The organism is Streptomyces resistomycificus (assembly GCF_001514265.1).
GTDB classification, from domain to species: Bacteria; Actinomycetota; Actinomycetes; order Streptomycetales; family Streptomycetaceae; genus Streptomyces; species Streptomyces resistomycificus.
This window is the reverse complement of sequence record NZ_KQ948989.1, coordinates 657537-676725: the sequence shown is the minus strand read 5'-3', so window position 1 is coordinate 676725 and position 19189 is coordinate 657537. Positions and strand designations below refer to the sequence as shown.

Annotated in this window: 10 protein-coding genes; 6 read left to right on the top strand and 4 right to left on the bottom strand. The window is 71.3% G+C overall.

What is annotated here, in order from left to right; translation table 11 throughout:
• The first annotated feature begins 6 nt into the window (after window positions 1-6).
• The 5 genes from AQJ84_RS08105 (at window position 7) to AQJ84_RS08085 (ending at window position 8740) form a co-directional block, all read left to right on the top strand.
• Window positions 7-4104, top strand: a complete 4098-nt coding sequence (locus AQJ84_RS08105) for a non-ribosomal peptide synthetase (RefSeq protein ID WP_053191977.1) — start codon at window positions 7-9, stop codon at window positions 4102-4104.
• A 24-nt stretch (window positions 4105-4128) separates the two neighbouring features.
• The gene (locus AQJ84_RS08100) at window positions 4129-4341 is read left to right on the top strand and encodes an MbtH family protein (RefSeq protein ID WP_030044764.1); all 213 of its coding nucleotides are present in this window, start codon (window positions 4129-4131) and stop codon (window positions 4339-4341) included.
• Between the two features lie 52 nt (window positions 4342-4393).
• A complete protein-coding gene (locus tag AQJ84_RS08095; RefSeq protein WP_037804549.1) occupies window positions 4394-5122 on the top strand; it encodes a thioesterase II family protein in 729 nt (242 codons plus the stop codon).
• Between the two features lie 36 nt (window positions 5123-5158).
• Window positions 5159-5983: an SDR family oxidoreductase gene (locus AQJ84_RS08090; protein WP_030044766.1), complete on the top strand. Its 825-nt coding sequence runs from the start codon at window positions 5159-5161 to the stop codon at window positions 5981-5983.
• Between the two features lie 201 nt (window positions 5984-6184).
• Complete coding sequence (locus AQJ84_RS08085; RefSeq protein ID WP_053190684.1) at window positions 6185-8740, top strand: non-ribosomal peptide synthetase; 2556 nt, start codon at window positions 6185-6187, stop codon at window positions 8738-8740.
• A 192-nt stretch (window positions 8741-8932) separates the two neighbouring features.
• Here AQJ84_RS08085 and AQJ84_RS08080 read toward each other — a convergent pair whose 3' ends face one another.
• The 4 genes from AQJ84_RS08080 to AQJ84_RS08065 form a co-directional block, all read right to left on the bottom strand.
• The gene (locus AQJ84_RS08080; RefSeq protein WP_030044769.1) at window positions 8933-10357 is read right to left on the bottom strand and encodes a family 43 glycosylhydrolase; all 1425 of its coding nucleotides are present in this window, start codon (window positions 10355-10357) and stop codon (window positions 8933-8935) included.
• A 446-nt stretch (window positions 10358-10803) separates the two neighbouring features.
• The gene (locus tag AQJ84_RS08075; protein WP_030044770.1) at window positions 10804-11568 is read right to left on the bottom strand and encodes a ribosome-inactivating family protein; all 765 of its coding nucleotides are present in this window, start codon (window positions 11566-11568) and stop codon (window positions 10804-10806) included.
• A gap of 647 nt (window positions 11569-12215) precedes the next feature.
• Window positions 12216-13613, bottom strand: a complete 1398-nt coding sequence (locus AQJ84_RS08070; protein ID WP_030044771.1) for a hypothetical protein — start codon at window positions 13611-13613, stop codon at window positions 12216-12218.
• Window positions 13610-14887, bottom strand: a complete 1278-nt coding sequence (locus tag AQJ84_RS08065) for a glycosyltransferase (RefSeq protein WP_053190682.1) — start codon at window positions 14885-14887, stop codon at window positions 13610-13612. Before AQJ84_RS08065 ends, AQJ84_RS08070 begins: the two co-directional genes overlap by 4 nt.
• 514 nt (window positions 14888-15401) lie before the next feature.
• On the opposite strand from AQJ84_RS08065, the gene AQJ84_RS08060 reads away from it, so the two are divergent.
• Entirely contained in the window at window positions 15402-19127 is a 3726-nt protein-coding gene (locus tag AQJ84_RS08060) for an nSTAND1 domain-containing NTPase (RefSeq protein ID WP_053190679.1), read from the top strand.
• The last annotated feature ends 62 nt before the right edge of the window (window positions 19128-19189 follow it).

The following is a 19189-nucleotide window of genomic DNA, read 5'->3' as shown; positions in this document are numbered from 1 at the left end:
GACGACATGACGCAGCCCGCGACGCAGAAGCCCGCGCTGGCCGATGTACTCCCCGTGACCCCGCTCCAGGAGGGTCTGCTCTTCCACGCCCTGTACGAGCACGAACGGGACGCCCCGGACGTGTACCTCGTACAGCTGGTCTTCGAACTCGAAGGCCCCGTGGACGCCGACCGCCTCCGCGCCTCGGCCCAGGCCCTGCTGGACCGTCACCCCAACCTGCGGGCGGCCTTCCGTCGGCGCCGCGGCGGCCAGCCGGTGCAGGCCGTCCCGCACCGGGCGACGCTTCCCTGGGCACAGGCCGACCTGACGGCTCAGGGCGTCGACCCGGAGAAGGCGTGGGCCCGGCTGCTGGACGAGGACCGGGAGCACGGTTTCGACCCGGCCGCCCCTCCTCTCCTGCGCTGCACCCTGGTCCGCACGGGCGAGCGCCGTCACCGGCTGCTCGTCACCCACCACCACGTCCTGCTCGACGGCTGGTCGGTCTCGGTACTCCTACGGGAACTGCTCGCCGTGTACGCCGCCGACGGCGACCCCTCCGTGCTCACGCCCGTCCCGCCGTACCGCGCCTTCCTCCAGTGGCTGGAGGGCCGGGACCGCACCGCCGACGAGGCCGCCTGGCGGAACGCCCTGGACGGTGTGACGGAACCGACCCGGCTGGCCCCGTCGGCCCAGCCGGGCACCACGGACCTCGCGCAGGCGCGCGTCGAGCTGCCCGCCGATACCGGGGCCGCGCTCACGGCACGCGCCCGGAGCCTCGGCGTCACCATGAACACCCTCGTCCAGTCCGCCTGGGCGATCCTGCTGGGCCGGCTGACCGGCCGTGACGACGTCGTGTTCGGCGCCACCGTCTCCGGCCGCCCGGCCGAACTGCCCGGCGTCGAGTCGATGGTCGGCCTGTTCATCAACACCATCCCGACCCGTGTCCGGCTGCGCCCCGCCGACACCCTCGGCGACCTGCTCCACCAGGTCCAGGAGGGCTACGTCCGCCTCCTCGACCACCACCACCTCGGCCTGGCCGACATCCAGCGGGCCGTCGGCGTCCCTGAACTCTTCGACACGCTCCTGGTCTTCGAGAACTATCCGGTGGACCCGGAGGCGACGGGTGAGGGCGGGGTCGTGCCGGGCGCGGGCAGTGAAGGCGGGGACAGCCAAGAGCGTGAGGGCCTCCGCGTCGCCGGCTCCAGCGGCCGTGACGCGACCCACTACCCGGTGACCCTCGTGGCCCTGCCCGGCCCCCGGCCCCGCTTCCGGCTGGCCTACCGACCCGGCCTGTTCGACGCCGACTGGGCCGACGTCACGCTCGCCCGTCTGGTGCGGATCCTGGAGGCCATGGCGGCCGACCCCGAGCTCCCGCAGGGCCGCCTGGGTCTCCTCGCACCCGGGGAACTCCCCCGGCACCCCGAGCTCCCGCCGCCCCCGGACCGTACCCTCAGCGATCTCTGGTCCGCCCAGGTCGCGGCCACCCCGGACGCCGATGCCGTACGTGACCGCGGCACCCACCTCACGTACGGGGAACTGGACGCCCGAGCCGAGCAGTTGGCCGCCCGGCTCACCGCCCTCGGCGCGGGCCCCGAGCGGGTCGTCGGCATCGCCCTGCCCCGTACGGCGGAGTTGATCGTCGGCGTCCTCGCCGTGCTGAAGTCCGGTGCGGCCTATCTGCCGCTCGACCCCGCGTACCCGGCCGACCGCCTGGCGTACATCCTCGCCGACGCCCGGCCGGTCGTCGTCCTCGCCACGACGGAGACGGCGGGGGTGTTGCCGGAGGATACGCCGCTGCTCGATCCAGGCAGGGGAGTCAGTCGGCAGGCGGTTGCGCCCAAGCACTTGAACCAGTGCTTGAACCAGTGCTTGACCCCGTCCAACCTCGCCTACATCACCTACACATCCGGTTCCACCGGCCGCCCCAAGGGCGTCCTGGCCACGCACCGGAACGCCGTCGAGTTCGTCGAGTGGACACACGCCGAGTTCGGGCCGGACCGGCTGGCCAGGATGCTGTTCTCGACCTCGCTCAACTTCGACGTGTCGGTGTTCGAGATCTTCTCACCGCTGCTGTGCGGGGGCCGTATCGAGATCGTCGAGAACCTGCTCGCGCTCACCGACGGCACCGCCCGGGACGTTGGCCTGATCAGCGGCGTGCCCACGGTCATGGCGACCGTGCTCGGCGAACGACCGGCCGTGTCCCCGCACACGGTGGCCCTCGGCGGGGAACCGATCTCCGAACAGCTCCGTGCCGACGTCGAGGCCGCCTTCCCCGGGGCGCGGCTCGTCAACTTCTACGGTCCCACCGAGGCGACGATCTACGCCACCGCCTGGCGGTCGGACGCCGACCCGGACGACGGTACGGGCCCGCCCATCGGCCGTGCCCTGGCCCGCAACCACGTCCACCTCCTGGACCACGCCCTGCACCCTGTGCCCGACGGAGCGGTCGGCGAGGTGTACGTCGCGGGTGGCGGCCCGGCACGTGGCTACCTCGGCCGCCCCGGGCTGACGGCGGGGCGGTTCGTCGCCGACCCGTTCGGTGGCCCGGGGGAGCGCATGTACCGCACGGGTGACCTGGCGGTACGCGGCTCGGACGGTCGACTGCGCTTCCTGGGCCGCGCGGACCAGCAGGTGAAGATCCGCGGCTTCCGTATCGAGCTGGGCGAGGTCGAGGCCGTACTCGCCACCCATCCCGCCGTCGCGCAGGCAGCGGTCACGGTACGGGAGGACGGCCGCGGCGGGAGACAACTCGTCGCGTACGTGGTTCCGGCCGAAGGGGCACCACCGGGAGCCGAAGCAGGCCCCCGGCCCGCGGGGGCGACGGGCCCCGAGCCGGGCCCCGCAAGGAGCCCGGGGAACAGCGCGACCAGCCCCCACCAGACCGCGGGGGAGGCACCGAGGACCGCCGACGACCTCCGCGAGCACCTCGCCCGGGCCCTCCCCGCCCATATGGTTCCCTCGGCGTTCGTGAGCCTCGGCTCACTCCCCCGCACCGCCAGCGGCAAGCTGGACCGCAAGGCGCTGCCCGCGCCGGACGCACGGTTCGCCGCGAGGACGGAGCCGCGTACGGAGCGGGAGGACACCCTGCGGAAGATCGTCGCCGAGGTCCTCGGGCTCACCGCGGCTCACGTCGGCGTCCACGACAGTTTCTTCGACCTCGGTGGCCACTCACTGCTGGCCCCCCGTCTTACCTCGCGCATCCGTGCCGAGCTGGGCACCGCACTGCCCCTGCGCGCCCTCTTCGACACACCGACCGTGGCGGCCCTGGCCCGGCGGGCAGCCGAGCCGGAGGCCCTCGAAGGGGCGCGCGCCCACCGACCCGGCGAGTCCGGTACGGCGCCTCTGGGCCCCGTGCTCCCCCTGCGCACCCGAGGCGACCGCGACCCCCTCTTCTGCCTCCCCCCGGCCTCCGGCCTGGCCTGGGGATTCGCGGGGCTCGCCCGCCACATCGACCCGAGCCGCCCGCTGTACGGGCTGCAGTCCGGTGGTCTGACGCCGGGCGGGCAGCCGACCGGCAGCCTGGCCGAGGTGGTGGCCGAGCACACCGCCCGCATCCGTGAGATCCAGCCGCACGGCCCATACCACCTGCTCGGCTACTCCATGGGCGGCCTCGTCGCGTACGACGTGGCAGTCGGCCTCCAGACGGCCGGAGAGCAGGTCGCACTCCTCGCGCTGCTGGACTCCTTCCCCGGGGCCTGGCTTCGGCAGGGCCCCGACCCGTCCGACCGCCCGGCGCTGCTGCGCAGCCTCCTCTCCATCCTCGGCCGCGAGGTGCCCGAGGACGAGTCGGGACCGCTGACGGACAGCCGCTTCGCCGAACTGGTCCGCCGTGTACCCGACATGCCCGGCAGCCTCGATGACGCCGAACTGGCCGCGTTGGTGGACGTGACGGCGAACAACCGCCGTCTGCTGGGCGAGTTCGCTCCCACCTCGTACCGCGGCGACCTGCTGTTCTTCACCGCCGAGGCGGATCCGGACGCGGTACCCGGTCGGTACGGCTCCTGGCAGCCGTACGTCGAAGGCCGCATCCACAACCACGACATCACCTGCACCCACGGAGAGATGACCCGTCCCACGTCACTGGGCCGCATCGGCCCGGTGCTGGACAGCCACCTCCGGAAGTGACCACGAGCCCCCAGGAGGCGAGAGATGACCACCAACCCTTTCGACGACGACAGCATCGAGCACTTCGTCTTGGTGAACGACGAGGGCCAGCACTCCCTGTGGCCCTCGTTCGCCGAGGTGCCGGCCGGCTGGACGGTCGTCCACGGCGCCGCCAGCCGCCAGTCCTGCGTGGACCACGTCAACGAGCACTGGACCGACATGCGCCCGACGAGCCTGGTCGAGGCCATGGGCGAGTGACCCCGGAGCGGTCAGCCCCGTACCCCCCACCACCAAGGAGACAGCGACGGCCATGCCCACGAACGTCCAGACCAACACAGCCGGCACCACCAAGCTGGTGTGCCTTCCGTACGCCGGAGCGGGCGCTTCGTTCTACCGCCCTTGGGCCGCGCTGGCCGGGGTCGCGCTGGAGATCCTGCCTCTGCAACTGCCCGGCCGTGAAAGGCTGATCGACGACGAGCCTCACCGGGACGTGCACAGTGCCGTCGACGGACTCGTTGCCCAGCTGCGGGGGCGGCTCGGCGCCGGTGACCACAGAGTGGCCCTCTTCGGGCACAGCCTTGGTGCCGTGCTCGCCTACGAACTGGCCCACCGTCTGGTCGCCGAGCCCGGCGTCGAGCTCACCCACCTCTTCGTCAGCGGATCGCCGGAAGCGGCCCAGGGACGCGAACGGCGGGCCACCGGCCTGTCCGACGAGGCCTTCCTCGCGCAGGTCGGCGAGTTCGCCGGCTACCACCATCCCGCCCTGGACGACCCCGAGATGCGTGAGCTGGTCCTGCCGACCCTGCGCGCCGACGTCGAGATGCACGAGAACTACCTACCGAGCACCCGCCTCCCGCTGGACGCGCCCCTCACGGTCATCCGGGGCGAGGACGACGACCTCGTCACCCGCGACGACGCCGCGTCCTGGAGCAAGGCAACCGGACGCGACTTCGACCACGTCGAGCTCCCCGGCGGCCACATGTATCTGACCGAGTCCGCGCCCACTCTGGTCGGCCTCATCGTCTCGACGCTGCGCTGAGCGTTCGTCCCCCTCCCCACTCCCAAGGAGTACCCGATGCGGCTGCAAGGCAAGTCGGTCCTCATCACCGGCGCCGCCCGCGGACTCGGCCGGACCGCCGCGGTCGCCTGCGCGGCCGAGGGCGCCGACCTCACCCTCCTGGACATCTGCGCCGACCTGCCGGGCGTGCCCTATCCGCTGGGCACGCCGGGCCAGTTGGAGCACACCGCCGCACTGTGCCGGGAAGCGGGAGCGGCCGTCCTCACCTCCGAGGCCGACATCCGCGACCTGCGCGCTGTACGGGAGGCCGTGACACGCGCCGAGGACCGGTTCGGCCGGATCGACGTCGCCGTCAACAACGCGGGCATCGCCGCTCCCTCGGGCAAACCGGTGCACGAGATCAACGAGGACGAGTGGTCCCTGATGATCGACGTGGACCTCTCCGGGGCCTGGCGGGTGATCCGCGAGGTCGGCAGGGCGATGAGCGCCCGGCGCGCCGGCAGCATCGTCAACGTGTCGTCGACGGCGGGGTTGGTGGGCTATCGGCACTTCGCCGGATACGTCGCCGCCAAGCACGCCGTCATCGGCCTCACCAAGGCCGCCGCGCTCGACTACGCGCCCACGAAGGTACGCGTGAACGCGGTCTGCCCGGGTTCGGTGCGCGACGACGTGCGGGCCGAGGGCCGGATGCTGGCCGAGATCGCCAGGGCGCTGGAGGTGCCCGTCCACGAACACGAGAAGACCTTCCTCGAGGCACAGCCCATGAACGCGCTGATCGAACCCGAGGACGTCGCTGCCGCCGTCGTCTTCCTCGCCTCGGACGATTCACGGCAGATCACCGGGTCGGTCCTGACCGTGGACGGCGGGTTCAGCATCCGCTGAGCGCCCCTTCCCGCTCACTCGCTCTCCCGCTCTCCCGCTCTCCCGCTCTCCCGCTCTCCCGCTCTCCCGCTCTCCCGCTCTCCCGCTCTCCCGCTCTCCCGCTCTCCCGCTCTCCCGCTCTCCCGCTCTCCCGCACCAAGGAGTACGGCCGTGTCCGCCTCGCCGCCCGCCCCCCTCCCCGCCCCCGCCCACTGCCACGCGATGCGCGTCCGCCCGGCCTCCTCCCAGGAGCCCACCGGTCGACAGGGGCTGTGGATCGAGGACGTCCCCGTTCCGTCCACGGACCCGCTCGCCGAACGCCGCCGCGCCACCGAACTCGCCCGCCCGGCCCGCGGCCCCCGCCGAGTCCTGCTCCGGTACGCCGACGGCCTGTCCGACCTGATCGTCGTGGCCCCGCGACGCGGCCCCGACCGTGCGGCAGCCGCGCCGGCTCCCGCGCCCGCGCCGGCCTGGGGCATGGCCGACGACGGCCCCGACACCACCTTCGCCGTCTCCCTCGACCACGAAGGCGACGAGGCGAGCTGGCTCACGGCCTTCGCCGTCACCCTGCGCCGCTACGACCCCGAGACCCTGCCGGTCATCGGCACGGACGAGGGCCACTTCACCGTTGAACCGGCCGCCACGCTCGGCGAGTCGAAGCCGTCGCCCGCGTCGGACCCGGCGCTCGCAGGCCTCCTGTTCGGCAACCCTCTCGACGACCGTGAGGTGGGCGCGGGCGGGGTCGAGGGCGACTACGTGCCCTGCCTCGCGCCCCCGTTCCCGCTCACCGTCTCCGTCTTCCGGGACTCCGGCGGTCTGCGGCTGCGTTGTGACCACCGGAGCAGCCATGTCTCGGCGGAGGTCGCCGCACAGTTCGTACGGCACCTCGTACACGTACACCGACAGGTCCTGCACGCCCCGCAGACGCGGGTGGACGAGGTCGAGCTTCTCGACGAGGCCGAGCGAACCCGCACGGCGGCACTCGGCCAGCCACCCCGTCCTGTGGCTACCACGCCGATGAGCGTGGTGGAGGCGTTCGCCCGAGTCGTCGCCGCGAGCGCGGACCGCATCGCTGTGACCGACGGCGAGGCCGGCCTGACCTACCGCGAACTCGACGAACAGGCAGTCCGGTTGGCATCGGGCTTGCGGGCGCTCGGCGTCAACGGCGGTGACCGGGTGGGCGTATGTCTGGAGCGCTCCGCCGAACTCGTCGTCACCCAGCTCGCCGTACTGAAGGCCGGCGCGACCTACGTGCCCGTCGACCCCGCCTACCCGGCGGACCGGCTGGCCCACACGGCACGGGACGCGGAGCTGGGTGTGGTGGTCACCCGGCTTCCCGAGTTCCCGGCGGTGGCGGGGTGCGTTCAGGTGACGCCGGACGAACTGTTCGACGAGGCGGCGGCCGCGGGCGTCACGAGCCTGCCGCCCCCGTCGCCCGACGACCCTGCCTACGTCATCTACACCTCCGGCTCCACCGGCCGCCCCAAGGGCGTCGTCGTACCCCACCGGAACGTGATCGCCCTGATCGACGCGACGCGCGACGAATACGCGCTCACCGGCGCGGACGTGTGGACGTGGTTCCACTCCAGCGCGTTCGACTTCTCCGTATGGGAGATCTGGGGCTGCCTGCTGACCGGCGCGCGGCTGGTCGTGGTGCCGTACTTCGTCTCCCGTGAGCCGGAGCGCTTCCGGGATCTGCTCGTGACCGAGAAGGTCACCGTGCTCAGCCAGACCCCCTCGGCCTTCGCGCAGCTACTGGAGGTGGACCACACGGAGGTGGGCGTACGGGTGGTCGTCTTCGGCGGCGAACCCCTCGACGCCCGGGTGCTGCTGCGCTGGTTCGACCGGCACCCGGAGTCCGCCTGCCGCGTGGTGAACATGTTCGGCATCACGGAGACCACCGTCCATGTCACCGAGCAGACCCTCACCCGGAAACTGGCGCTCGCCACCACTCGCTCGGTCGGCCGCGCCCTGCCCGGCTGGCACGTGTATGTGCTGGACCGGTACGGACGGCTCCTACCCCCTGGAGTCGCGGGCGAGATCTGCGTGGGCGGTGCCGGCGTGGCACTCGGCTACCTGGGCCAGGAGGAACTGACGGCCCAGCGGTTCGTACCGGACCCCTTCACCGGAGGCACGATGTACCGCAGCGGCGACCTCGGCCGCCTGCGCCCCGACGGACGCCTCGAACACCTCGGCCGTATCGACAGCCAGGTCAAGATCCGCGGCTTCCGCATCGAACTCGACGAGATCCGCTCCGTCCTGCTGGAGGACCCCGGCGTACGCACCGCGGCCGTCGTCGTACGCCGCGACGACCTGGTCGACGCCGCCACAGCCAGGATCGACGCCTACGTGGTGCTGTCGCCCGAGGCCGACCCCACCACGATCCGCGAACGGGCCGCAGGTCTTTTGCCCGACTACATGCTCCCCGCCACGATCGCGCCTGTGGACACGCTCCCGCTGACGTCAAACGGCAAACTCGACACAACGAGACTCCCCCCGGTCGGCCGTCCACCGGCACCCGGGAACACGGCCCCCTCCGGGACGGCTACGGCCACCGACAACCTCACCGCGACCCTGACAGAGATCTGGAGCGACATCCTGGGCGTCCCGGCCGGCCCGGACGATGACTTCTTCGAACTCGGCGGAAACTCCCTCTTCGCCGTCCGTATCACCGCCGCCCTGCGCGCCCGTGGCCTCCCGCCCTTGCGCCTGCGGGAGCTGTACCGTCACCCGACGATCCGCGAAACGGTCGCGAGTCTCAGGTCTGCGGACGGGTGACGGGGGTCCCTCACGTGCTGCAGTCGAATCGCCAGGGCAGGCACGCAGCAGGGTGCGGAGCGAGGGTGTGAGACGACGGTCGGATCCGTCCCGGTCGGAAGTGGGTTACAGGAGGCTCTCCTCAGTACGGGTGGGCGCGGCTCCGACCGGTACGGTCGGAGCCGCTGAGGGGTAACGGGCCGGGGCAGTGGCTCACTGGGTGTAGAAGGTGGCGTCGGCCCGGTCGGTCGCCGTGCTGAGAGCCTGGACGTTCAGCAGGTAGTTGTAGTGGCGGATGTAGCGGCCCGGGAAGTTGGACGACTCGTACGAGACGCCGGCGGAGTCCGCGAGGCCGGCCCGGGCGGTGAAGGAGGCGTCACCGCGGAACTGGGCCGTCCCGTCGTTCTTCTCCACCCACACCTCGAAGTTCTTGTGGCGCAGGAAGTAGCCGGGGAAGTTGGCCGACTCCAGGGAGACGGTGCCGCTGCCGGCGAGGCCGGTGACGACCCGGAACTGCGAGTCGGGCAGCGGGGAGACGTTCGGCTCGATCTTGGCGCGGAACTCCCAGTGCCGGATGAACCGGTCGGGGAAGTTGTACGAGGAGAGCCGGATCGGGGTGAGACCGTCGGCGACCGGGATGCCGAAGTCGGGTGTGCCGTCGGCCTTCCAGTAGATCTTCTGGACGCGAGTGCGGCGGTTGGGGTCGTTGAGGGGGTCGCCGCTGATGTCCTTGTAGTTGCGGTCGTGGTAGACGAGGATGTCCGACTTGCCGTCCTCGGAGACCGTGAACTGGTTGTGGCCGGGACCGTACTGGCCGGTGGCGGCGTTGCTGGCGAACACCGGACCGGCGGACTTGGCCCAGGACGAGGCGCTGAGCAGGTTGGCCGACGCGGAGGCGGTCAGCATGCCCATGCAGTAGTTGGCGTCGGTGGCGCTGGCCGAGAAGGTCATGAAGACCTTGCCGTTCCGCTGGATCACGGCCGGGCCCTCGTTGACCGTCTGTCCTCCGGCGGTCTCCCACGAGGCGGTGGGCCGGCTGAGCATGACTGGAGTGCCGGTGATGGTCCAGGGGCTGGACATCTGCGCTATGTAGATGTTGGTGCCGGAGCCGACGGCCGGGTCGTTCTGCGCCCAGGAGAGGTAGCGGCTGCCGTTCACGACGAAGGTCGTCGCGTCCAGGGAGAAGGTGTCGAGCGGCAGTGCGATACGCCCCTTCTCCGTCCACGGTCCCGTGATCGGGTTCGCGGCGGTGCACTCGAGGACGTACGGCCGGATCTTCCAGATGTTGTTGGCGTCACCGGCGGCGAAGTAGATGTACCACTTGCCGTCGATGAAGTGGATCTCCGGAGCCCAGATGTGGGCGCCCATCGCACCGCTGGCGTGCTTGGTCCAGATGGTCGTCTCGGTGGCCGAGGAGAGCCCCTGGATCGTGGTGGCGCGGCGCAGCACGATGCGGTCGTACGCCGGCACCGTGGCGGTGAAGTAGTAGAAGCCGTCGGTGTGCTTCCAGATGTGCGGGTCGGCCCGCTGCTCGGCGATGCTGTTCGTGTACGTCACACCGGGTGACGCGGGCACGGCGGCGTGGGCGGTACCGGCGGAGACGCCGGTGAAGGTGGCGGCGGCCGAGCCGGCCATCATGCCGAGGACCGTTCGACGGGTGAGCGCAGGTCTCACGGGCTACTCCCTCTGGGGCTGGGGCTGGAGCTGGGGGGTGGGGACGCATCGACAGTTCACGCTGTCGGCATTTCGAACACGGTTCGTAAGCTCGGCCAGAACATAAGTTCTCGTGCAAGACCCAGTCAACGCTTCTGTCACACAGGATTCACACGGCGGGCGAAGAGGGGCGCCTTCCCCGTCTCACCAGGTGAGAGGTGCCCCGGGCGATTGAGTCCGGCAGAGCACTGTTGATCTCCGGCGCCACCGGGGTCACCATGACGACCTCCCCGGGCATGGGCGAGATTCGGGCCGTCGGCATGGAGGCATGGTGGTGCACGCACCTCCGCGCCCAGAACTCTGGGGCCCCACCACATGCACACCTCCGGAGGCGGGTGAGTACGGCCGATGAGGACATGGCTGATGCTGGTCTAGGTACGTATCAGGCCGACCTCCTGTGCGGTGACGAAGACGTTGGACCGGTTGTCCATGCCGTTCGCGATGCGGTTGGCGATGTGGCCGAACCGTGAGGCCTCGGTGATGGCGATGATGTAGCGCAGCATGCCGAGCGCCTGGGCGGTGCGGTCGGTGCTGCGGACGCCGAGGTCCCTGAGGCTGTTCTCAAGGCTGGACTCGCTCAGGTTGACGGCCGTCAGCGACTGGTTCGCGACACGGGCGAGGGCGTCGTAGCCCTCCTTGCCGAAACCCCAGTTGTCGTCGGTGGCGTCCTCCTTGACGTGGACGTCGGAGGCGAGATTCAGGACGAAGTCGTGCGGGGTGTCGTCGGAGAAGAACCGCACGACGTAGAAATCGCTGAGCCGTACGATCGCATGAAGGGTCCGGGTGGTGTTGCCGCTACCGATCACAACGTCGGCGAAACTCTGGTTCTCCGAGTCGTCGGTGATGACGACTTCCACCCCGGTATCCACATCGGATACGACGCGGCCGTTGGCCGAGGTTTCGGCGAGGTTCCGCAGTTGGTCGAGCATTGTCAGATAGGCACCCGAGCCGTGGTTGATGTTCCAGCGGATCTGTGGGAAGTCGACGCGCTTCTTGCCGTCGACGGTTTCGGCGTTGATCGTCACATCGTCCGCCGCCGTCGAGCCGGATGTCTCGGTGTCCCCGGTCGGCAGCACGATCACCAGGAATCCGAGGAGGACGGACAAGGCGACGGCGATGAGGACGCTGGTGGGCATGGTGTGCTCCGGTGGTTCGACGCGCAGGGATGTCACGACCGACGCTCACAGCCGGAAGGTTGTCTGGCAGGCCCCTTTTGCCACCGCATACAATTCCGGAGGGGCGGGCTCCACATCACTTGCCCGGATGTCAGGCTGTCGTTGCTTCACACCTCTGCCTCACGGGCCTTCAGCCCGACGGCACGACGGTGGACCGGCGGTGCGACGGGGCGCGGAGCTCGCCGCGCGGCTCAGTATCGACACCTTCGAGCAACATCCTGCGGGCGACACGACGGTGCAGGACGCCTTCGGCTTACGGCGGCTGCCCGGCAACCTGCTCGACGCCCCGGCCGGACGGCGACGGTCGGGCCACGGCGGTGTGAAACAGGCTGTGGGAGTCGTTCGTGCAACAGCTGATGTCAGCGACCGAAGGAAATCGTCGCTGCCGTCGGGGCGGAAACCGTCCTGCTGCCACAGATCGCGCCACGCGCGCTCCACGAGCAGCGGGAGTCGTGCAGCCCATCCAACGTTTGCCGTACGGGGCGGGGCATGCGCCGGGCGCTGCACTGCTCGGGCCCGGACGCGAAGGCACCTCGGGAGCCGTCAGCGCCAAAGTGGACCTCGGGGCCCCTTACCGCTCTACCGGCCCCGAGCCGCACTGCCGGCAGTCATGGACGCACGACGACGGTCCATCCGGGGTTGTAGGTGTCCGGAACCGGAAAACGTGGCCAGTCGCGGGCCCAATGCGGTGGGTTCCGCTCGCGAAGGACCAGCGCACTGGGGTGCGCGGGGGGATCCGTCTCCGTGACGGAGCAGCCCGCGGTGTGGGCGATGGGAATCGTCGAAGTGTTCCCCGCGAGGACACACGGCGGGTGCACCCCGTGCTCGCGCAGCACGGACTCGATCCGGTCCCAGTCTCCGCGGGCCCGCTGCTGGATGCCCGCGTGAGTGTGGACGAGCCCTGCCTGGATGCCCCAGTGCCCGAGGAGTGCCAGGGCGAGCACCGCGGCTGCCGGCAGCGAACGGCGGTTGCGGGCCCGGTGGACGACGGCGAGGAGCCCGACAGCGGCTGGGAGCGCCAGCAGGGCGTAGGCCGGCAGCAGGAACCGCGGCGCGGCGTAGGGGACGAGGAAGAGATACGGCGCCGCCGTGGCCACCGCCACCGCCACGGACAGCCACAGCGGGGCAACGGACCGGCGCGCCCGGCGCTCCGCCCACAGTCCCAGGCCGACCAGCAGCGGCAGCAGCACCCACCACTCCGTGACGGGCAGCCGTACGGTGTCGCCCGTGCAGGGCCGGCACAGCAGCGGGCCGTCCAGCGCGGTGAGATGGGCGCGCAGGGAGAAGACGGCCCGCAGACCGCCCTGGACCTGGTCGGCCTCCGCGAGCCGGTTCCGCACCCCGCCGAACCGCACCTCGGCCTCGACGACCCAGGGCAGCGCACCCGCCACGAGTCCGGCCGTCACGGCCGACAGACGCCCCCGAAGTCGGTTGTGGTCGCGCAGTGCGGGCATCAGTACGGCGGCCAGGAGCAGCGGCGCGGCGACGGCCACGCCGTCGTTGGGCCGCATCAGGGTCACCACCGCCAGGCCTGCCGCGACACCCGCGTACCGGGGACGCGGCGCGAGGAAACAGCCCACCGCGGCGGTGGCACCCATCGCGGTGTAGTGGTTCGGCATCGCGGAACCGGCGTAGAACAGAGTGATCCACAGGCTGCCGTACAGCCCGGCCGCCACCCACACCGTCGACGGGCGGTGCACGATGCGCAGCCAGGGCCGGAATCCCAGCCAGAGCGCACCGCCGGCCAGCAGGAGCAGCCACACCCTGAGCAGCACCGTCGAGTCGCTCCAGGAGGCGATCGGAGCGAGCAGCAAGGGGACCCCGCGGGTACGCGGGGCGCTGAAGGGGGTCGCGGGACCGTACGGTCCGAAGCGGCTGGCGTACACGATCTCGTCCCAGCCGAGCGGCAGTGTGAGCGGTACGAGGACGGCCGACACCAGACAGAAGCCGGCGGCCACGATCCACAGCATCCGCTGTGCCGAGGCCGCTGTGCGATCCGCGTTCATCCGACCCAGCCCAGCTTGCGCCGCCCGCGGCGCACCGCTCCGCGGGCGAGGATGCCTGCCGTGGCGGCGAGCACGGCGGCACGGTCGCGCCAGTCGGCCGGGCCGGGTGGTGGAGGAGCGGACCGCCCGGCCCGCTGCTCCACCAGAGTGTCGAACAGACGCTCGTAGCGGTCGGCGACGCCCTCCGGGGTGAATCGTTTCTCCGCACTGGCCCGGGCGGCCCTGCCCATCTCCGCACGCCGTCCGTCGTCCTGCATGAGTGCCAGCAGCGCGTCGGCCACGCCCCGGGTGCTGTCGCGCGGGACGAGACAGCCGTCCACACCGTGGCGGATGATCTCTCCGGGCCCGTGGGGGCAGTCGGTGCTCACCACGGGCAGGCCGCAGCGCATGGCCTCCACGATCGTCATCCCGAACGACTCGTGCGCGGAGGTCACCGCCGCGATGGAGCCCTTGACCCACTCGGCCTCGATGGGAGTGGCCGAACCCATCAGGAAGACCCGGTCACCCAGGCCGTGATGGGCAATCCGGTCGGCTATCCGGGCGCGCTCCGTGCCGTCCCCGTAGATGCGCAGGGACCAGTCGGGGCAGGCCGCACCGGCCAGGGCGAACGCGTCGACCAGCATCTCGTACCGCTTGACGCGGGCCAGCCGTCCCGCCGCGACGACGACCTTGGCCGCCGCGTCGGCCGGCGGCACCGAGGGTTCGGGGACGCTGTTGGGGATGGCCAGCACCCGGGTGCGCGGCAGCCGCATGCCGCGCCGGTGGTCGCGCGCGTCGACCTCGGTCATGGTGACCAGCGCGTCGAGACCGCCGTACCGGCGCTGGAGTTCCATCCGCAGCCCGTGCGAGTGGTTGTCGTGGGTGAGGTGCTCCTGGCCGACGAGCACGGCATGTCGTGGTCCGAACCGGGCCAGCAGCGCGTTGAGTCCGGCCCTGGTGCCCACGACGACGTCGGCGTCCGTCTCCCGCAGCCAGTCGATGACCCGCTGCTCGGCGAGCCGGTGGTACTGGTGCGAGCGGCTGTCCCCCTTCGGGAAGACCTCCCCTGCCTGCCGGGTGAGGGGGTCCGCCGCGTCCTCGGATCCCTTGCGCCGGTCCACCAGGGCCCGCAGCGGTACCTTCGGCGACCGCCCCAGTTGTGGCTTCTCACGGTGCCGGAAGACCGACACGAGTTCCACCTGGTGTCTCGCGGCGAGCGTTTCGGCGAGTGTCATGGTCGTCCGTACGGTGCCGCCCATCGCGTAGGCGTTGTGCAGCAGGAAGGCGATGCGCACGTGCGGCGTCCCCCGGTTTCCGTTGATATGGCTGGTCGGTGCCACTGTGTGCACCTTCGGCGAGGCGACCGCACCCGTGCTTTCAGGTGCGCTGCCAACCGCACTCACCCCCGCCCGCACATGGCCGCCGGCGTTCTTGCAGGTGCGGTCTCGCGGCGATGGCGCCGACTGTCGAGGCGCTTGCGATCCGAGGATCGTCATCGCTTCGGGGGAGGACATGCGCTCTTCCCAGGGGAGGGTTCGGTGTGCCGGGATCCGGCCTTGCCGCACCGACACTGGCAACCGGAAAGTTGTTTGGCACCTCCCTTTTGCCAGGTCAGACAATCCTGTGGGCGGTGTACGTCGGCTTCGGGACCCGACCCTGGTGGTGACAGGAGCTGCTGTCCGCCGCTTGCTGCCGCCTCCGCGAGCCCACTGGCGAACATCACATCAGAAAGGGTTCTCGTCCGAGGAGGACGAAAAGTACCTTGGGCCGCTGATCGGCATGTTTCCTTGTATGTGAAAGAGGCTCGCGATGGGACGTCCCGAACTACCGGTCGACCCGGCGGCGGGCCCCGTGCAGCGACTGGCCCACGATCTTCGGGAGCTGCGCCGCTCGGCGGGGGGCGTCTCGTACCGGACCATGGCGAAGAAGGCCGGCTTCTCGGTGACGACCCTGGCGAAAGCGGCGAGCGGCGAGCGACTGCCGTCGTTGGCCGTGCTCCAGGCGTACGTCCGGGCATGCGGGGAGGACCCCGTTCCGTGGGAGGCACGGTGGCAGGAGGCCGAGGCGCTGGCTGGGGAGGGGAGGCAGGAGGATGCCGACGCCGCACCGCCCTACCGTGGTCTCGCGCGTTTCGAGCCGGACGACCGTGAGCTGTTCTTCGGCCGGGACCGACTGATCGACGAGCTGAGCGAGCTCACGTGCGGGTCCCCGTTCGCCGTGGTGTTCGGGGCGTCCGGCAGCGGCAAGTCCTCCCTGCTGCGGGCCGGTCTGATTCCCCTGCTGCGGGAGAAGACCGCGCAGCAGGGGCGTAAGGCGGTGCTTCGGATCCTCACTCCGGGAGCCCGGCCCGCCACCACCTACGGACATCTGCTGACACCGAAGGCCGACGATCCGGAGAGCTGGGTGGTGGTGGATCAGTTCGAGGAGGTCTTCACCCTCTGCCGCGAACGCGCCGAGCGGGACCGCTTCCTCGACCTTCTGCTCACCGCGCGCGACCCGGGAAGCCGACTGCGCGTGCTCATCGCGGTACGGTCCGACTTCTACGCGCGGTGCGCCGAGCACCCGCGTCTGGCGGAGGCGTTGCACGGGAGCGGACTCCTGGTCAGGTCCATGACCGCCGACGAACTGCGCGAAGCGGTGATCGGTCCCGCGCAGGCGGCCGGTCTCATCGTGGAGCGGGCACTGACCGCACGGATCGTCGAGGACGTTCTCGACGAGCCCGGCGGACTGCCGATGCTGTCCCATGCTCTGCTGGAGACCTGGCGGCGGCGTAAGGGACGGATGCTGACCCTGGCCGCGTACGAAGCGGCCGGCGGGGTGCGCGGCGCGATCGCGGTCAGCGCCGAGGAGGCGTACGGGGAACTCTCGCCGGCGCAGGCGCACGCTGCCCGGCACCTGCTCCTGCGGATGGTCGAGCCCGGCCAGGGCAACGCCGACACGCGCCGCCCGCTCAGCCGGGAGGAAATGGCCGGGTGGCAGGACCCCGAAGTGCGAGCCGTCGCCGGGCGGCTGACCCAGGCGCGGCTGCTGATCACCGACGACGACGGAGTGCAGCTCGCCCACGAGGCGCTCATCACGTGCTGGCCGCGGCTGCGCGAGTGGATCGACGCGGACCGGGAGCGGCTGCGCCACCACCGGCAGCTGACCGATGCCACCCGCACCTGGCTGGAGCATGACCGCGACCCGGGCACGCTCTACCGGGGCACCCGCCTGGCGCGGGCCGAGGAACTGTTCGCGGGCGACGACCGCGGCTACGACGGTCTGACGTCCGACGAGACGGCCTTCCTGGTCTCCGCGGCGGAGCAGCGGGCGACGGAGGAGCGGGCCGCCACCCGGGCTCGGCGCCGGAGCCGCACGCTCACGGCCTCGCTCTGCGCCGTGCTGGCGGTGGCCCTGGTCGTCGGCATGACCGCCCTGCGACTGCGTCAGGACAGCGAGAAGCAGACCACCGACTCGGCGGCCCGCCGGGTGGCCGCGGTCGCCGACGCGTTGCGTACCACCGACCCGCGCACGGCGATGCTGCTCGGAGTCGCCGCATGGCGCACTTCTCCGCTGCCGGAGTCCCGCCGAGCGCTGCTGGGCGCGCTGGCCCAGCCCGAACTGGGCAACTTCACCGACCCGGCGCCCGGTGACACACCGGAGCGGTTCCTCGACGTCTCCGGGCGCACTCTGCTCAGCATCAGCGACGACACCTGGCGAACGTGGGATGTGGGCACCCACCGCCGTACCGCCTCGGGGCCGGTACCTCACGGGGCGGTGCTCGCCGCGGGCCCGGGCGGCCGGGTGCTCGTCATCCAGACCGCTGACAGGACCCAGCGGCTGTGGGACACACGAACGAGACACTGGATCGGGGGTTCCCTGCCGTTCAGGGACATCGTGAGCTTCGGGGCGAGCGGCCGCAATTACCTGGTGAGGAGCCCGGACGACGACCGGGCTGGGCTTTACTCGGTCACCGACGGCCATCTGGTCTTCCGGACCCCGTCGGCCGGCAGGGGGGAGCTCGCCCACGCAGCGGCCGACGACGACCGGCTGCTGGCCGTCTGCCCGCGCGGCCGGGCCCCGCAGGTCTGGGACACCTCCGCGCGCAGCGTCCGCTCCGGCGCCTGGACGAGCGCTCGCGGCGTCTGTGGTGACGACACCTTCCTGGGCCTCACCGGCGGCCGGCTCCTCGCTCTCACCGGGAACCGGGTGCGTGTATGGGACACCACGTCGGGACGAGAGCTCGCCGACGTCGCCCACCAGGGTGCCGATAACGCCGTCGTGAGCAGGGACGGCTCGTTCCTGGCGACCGGCGGCGGCCAGGAGATCCGAGTGTGGCGTCTGCCCAGCGGCGGCGCCCCCGTTTTCCGGCACTCCTTGGACAACGAGACGCTCTCCGGTCTCGCCTGGGACTCCTCGCGGCCCCTGCTGCGATACCTCGAGGGGGGCACGGTCCACACCCTCGACCTCACCGCGACGCTCACCCGCGCCTGGCGAACGAGTCCGCTCACCGGGGTCCGGCTCAGCCCCGACGGCAGGACGCTCGCCACCGCCGAACGTATCGGCGACCGCTACGTCTTCCGGTTGCGGAGCACACACGACGGCCGTTTGCTGCGGACCCTGCCGGACCCGCCACATCCCGTCTTCCGCACCGGCATACCGACGCTCCCCGCGGACGTCCCCGAGCCCTTGCTGTCCTTCAGCCCCGACGGCGGCATGTTCGCGTACGGGGTCTCCGCCTCCGGCTGGGACACTGGGCCTCACAGTCTGACGGTGTGGGACGTGGCCGCCGGACGGGCGAAGACCACTGTGGACCTGGCGAAGGCGTCCGCGATGCCGCCGGACTCGATCGCCCTGGGACCGGGTGGCCGTACGCTCCTCACCGCACGTCTGACCGACGACGGCTTCGTCAACGAGACATGGGACACCACGCAGCGTCGGAGGACGGCGCTCCTCCCCGGCCCGGCCGGCCGTCATCTGGCCGTCAGCCGTGACGGCGGGCTCCTCGTGACCGACAACCGCGTGGTCCGAGCGGGCCTGTCCCACGCCCACGACCTCGTCCAGCACGACGACATCGCAGCCATCGCCTTCGCTCCCGACGGCTCCGGCCTGGCGGCCGGCGACGGGACGGGACGGGTGGCCGTCTGGGACGGCGACCTCCGGCACCGGGCGGGCATCCTGAGGAACGTCTTCCTGGCACCCGTCGATCCGTCCTCCGACTCAGCCGAGACGATCACGGCCCTCGCGTTCAGTCCGGACGGCAGCACGCTCGCCGTGGGCGGCGACGCGGGCACCGTCCAACTCTGGGACATCTCGACCCAGCAACCTCTCGGTCCTTCTCTGCCCACCTCCGGTGAGAGCGTCGACACGCTCGCCTTCAGCCCGGACAGCACCATGCTGTACGCGGGCGGCGAGCACGTCCCGCTCCAGCGGTACGTGGTGGATCCGGACCGAGCGGTATCCCTTGTCTGCTCCCGTGCCGGGAACACGGAGCTGACCCGCGCGCAGTGGCGCACTTACATTCCCGACCGGCCATACCGGCGGGTCTGCCCCTGACCATCTCCCTGGATCATGAAAGCGGCCGGGTCGGCGTTACCGCGATCTGCGGTCTGGGCCGT

Excerpts from the sequence above, each read along its gene's own strand:
- AQJ84_RS08105 (WP_053191977.1), top strand. The coding sequence starts at position 7 with ATGACGCAGCCCGCGACGCAGAAGCCCGCGCTGGCCGATGTACTCCCC.
- AQJ84_RS08060 (WP_053190679.1), top strand. The coding sequence starts at position 15,402 with ATGGGACGTCCCGAACTACCGGTCGACCCGGCGGCGGGCCCCGTGCAG.
- AQJ84_RS08075 (WP_030044770.1), bottom strand. The coding sequence starts at position 11,568 with ATGCCCACCAGCGTCCTCATCGCCGTCGCCTTGTCCGTCCTCCTCGGA.
- AQJ84_RS08100 (WP_030044764.1), top strand. The coding sequence starts at position 4,129 with ATGACCACCAACCCTTTCGACGACGACAGCATCGAGCACTTCGTCTTG.
- AQJ84_RS08085 (WP_053190684.1), top strand. The coding sequence starts at position 6,185 with ATGCGCGTCCGCCCGGCCTCCTCCCAGGAGCCCACCGGTCGACAGGGG.
- AQJ84_RS08095 (WP_037804549.1), top strand. The coding sequence starts at position 4,394 with ATGCCCACGAACGTCCAGACCAACACAGCCGGCACCACCAAGCTGGTG.
- AQJ84_RS08080 (WP_030044769.1), bottom strand. The coding sequence starts at position 10,357 with ATGATGGCCGGCTCGGCCGCCGCCACCTTCACCGGCGTCTCCGCCGGT.
- AQJ84_RS08090 (WP_030044766.1), top strand. The coding sequence starts at position 5,159 with ATGCGGCTGCAAGGCAAGTCGGTCCTCATCACCGGCGCCGCCCGCGGA.
- AQJ84_RS08070 (WP_030044771.1), bottom strand. The coding sequence starts at position 13,613 with ATGAACGCGGATCGCACAGCGGCCTCGGCACAGCGGATGCTGTGGATC.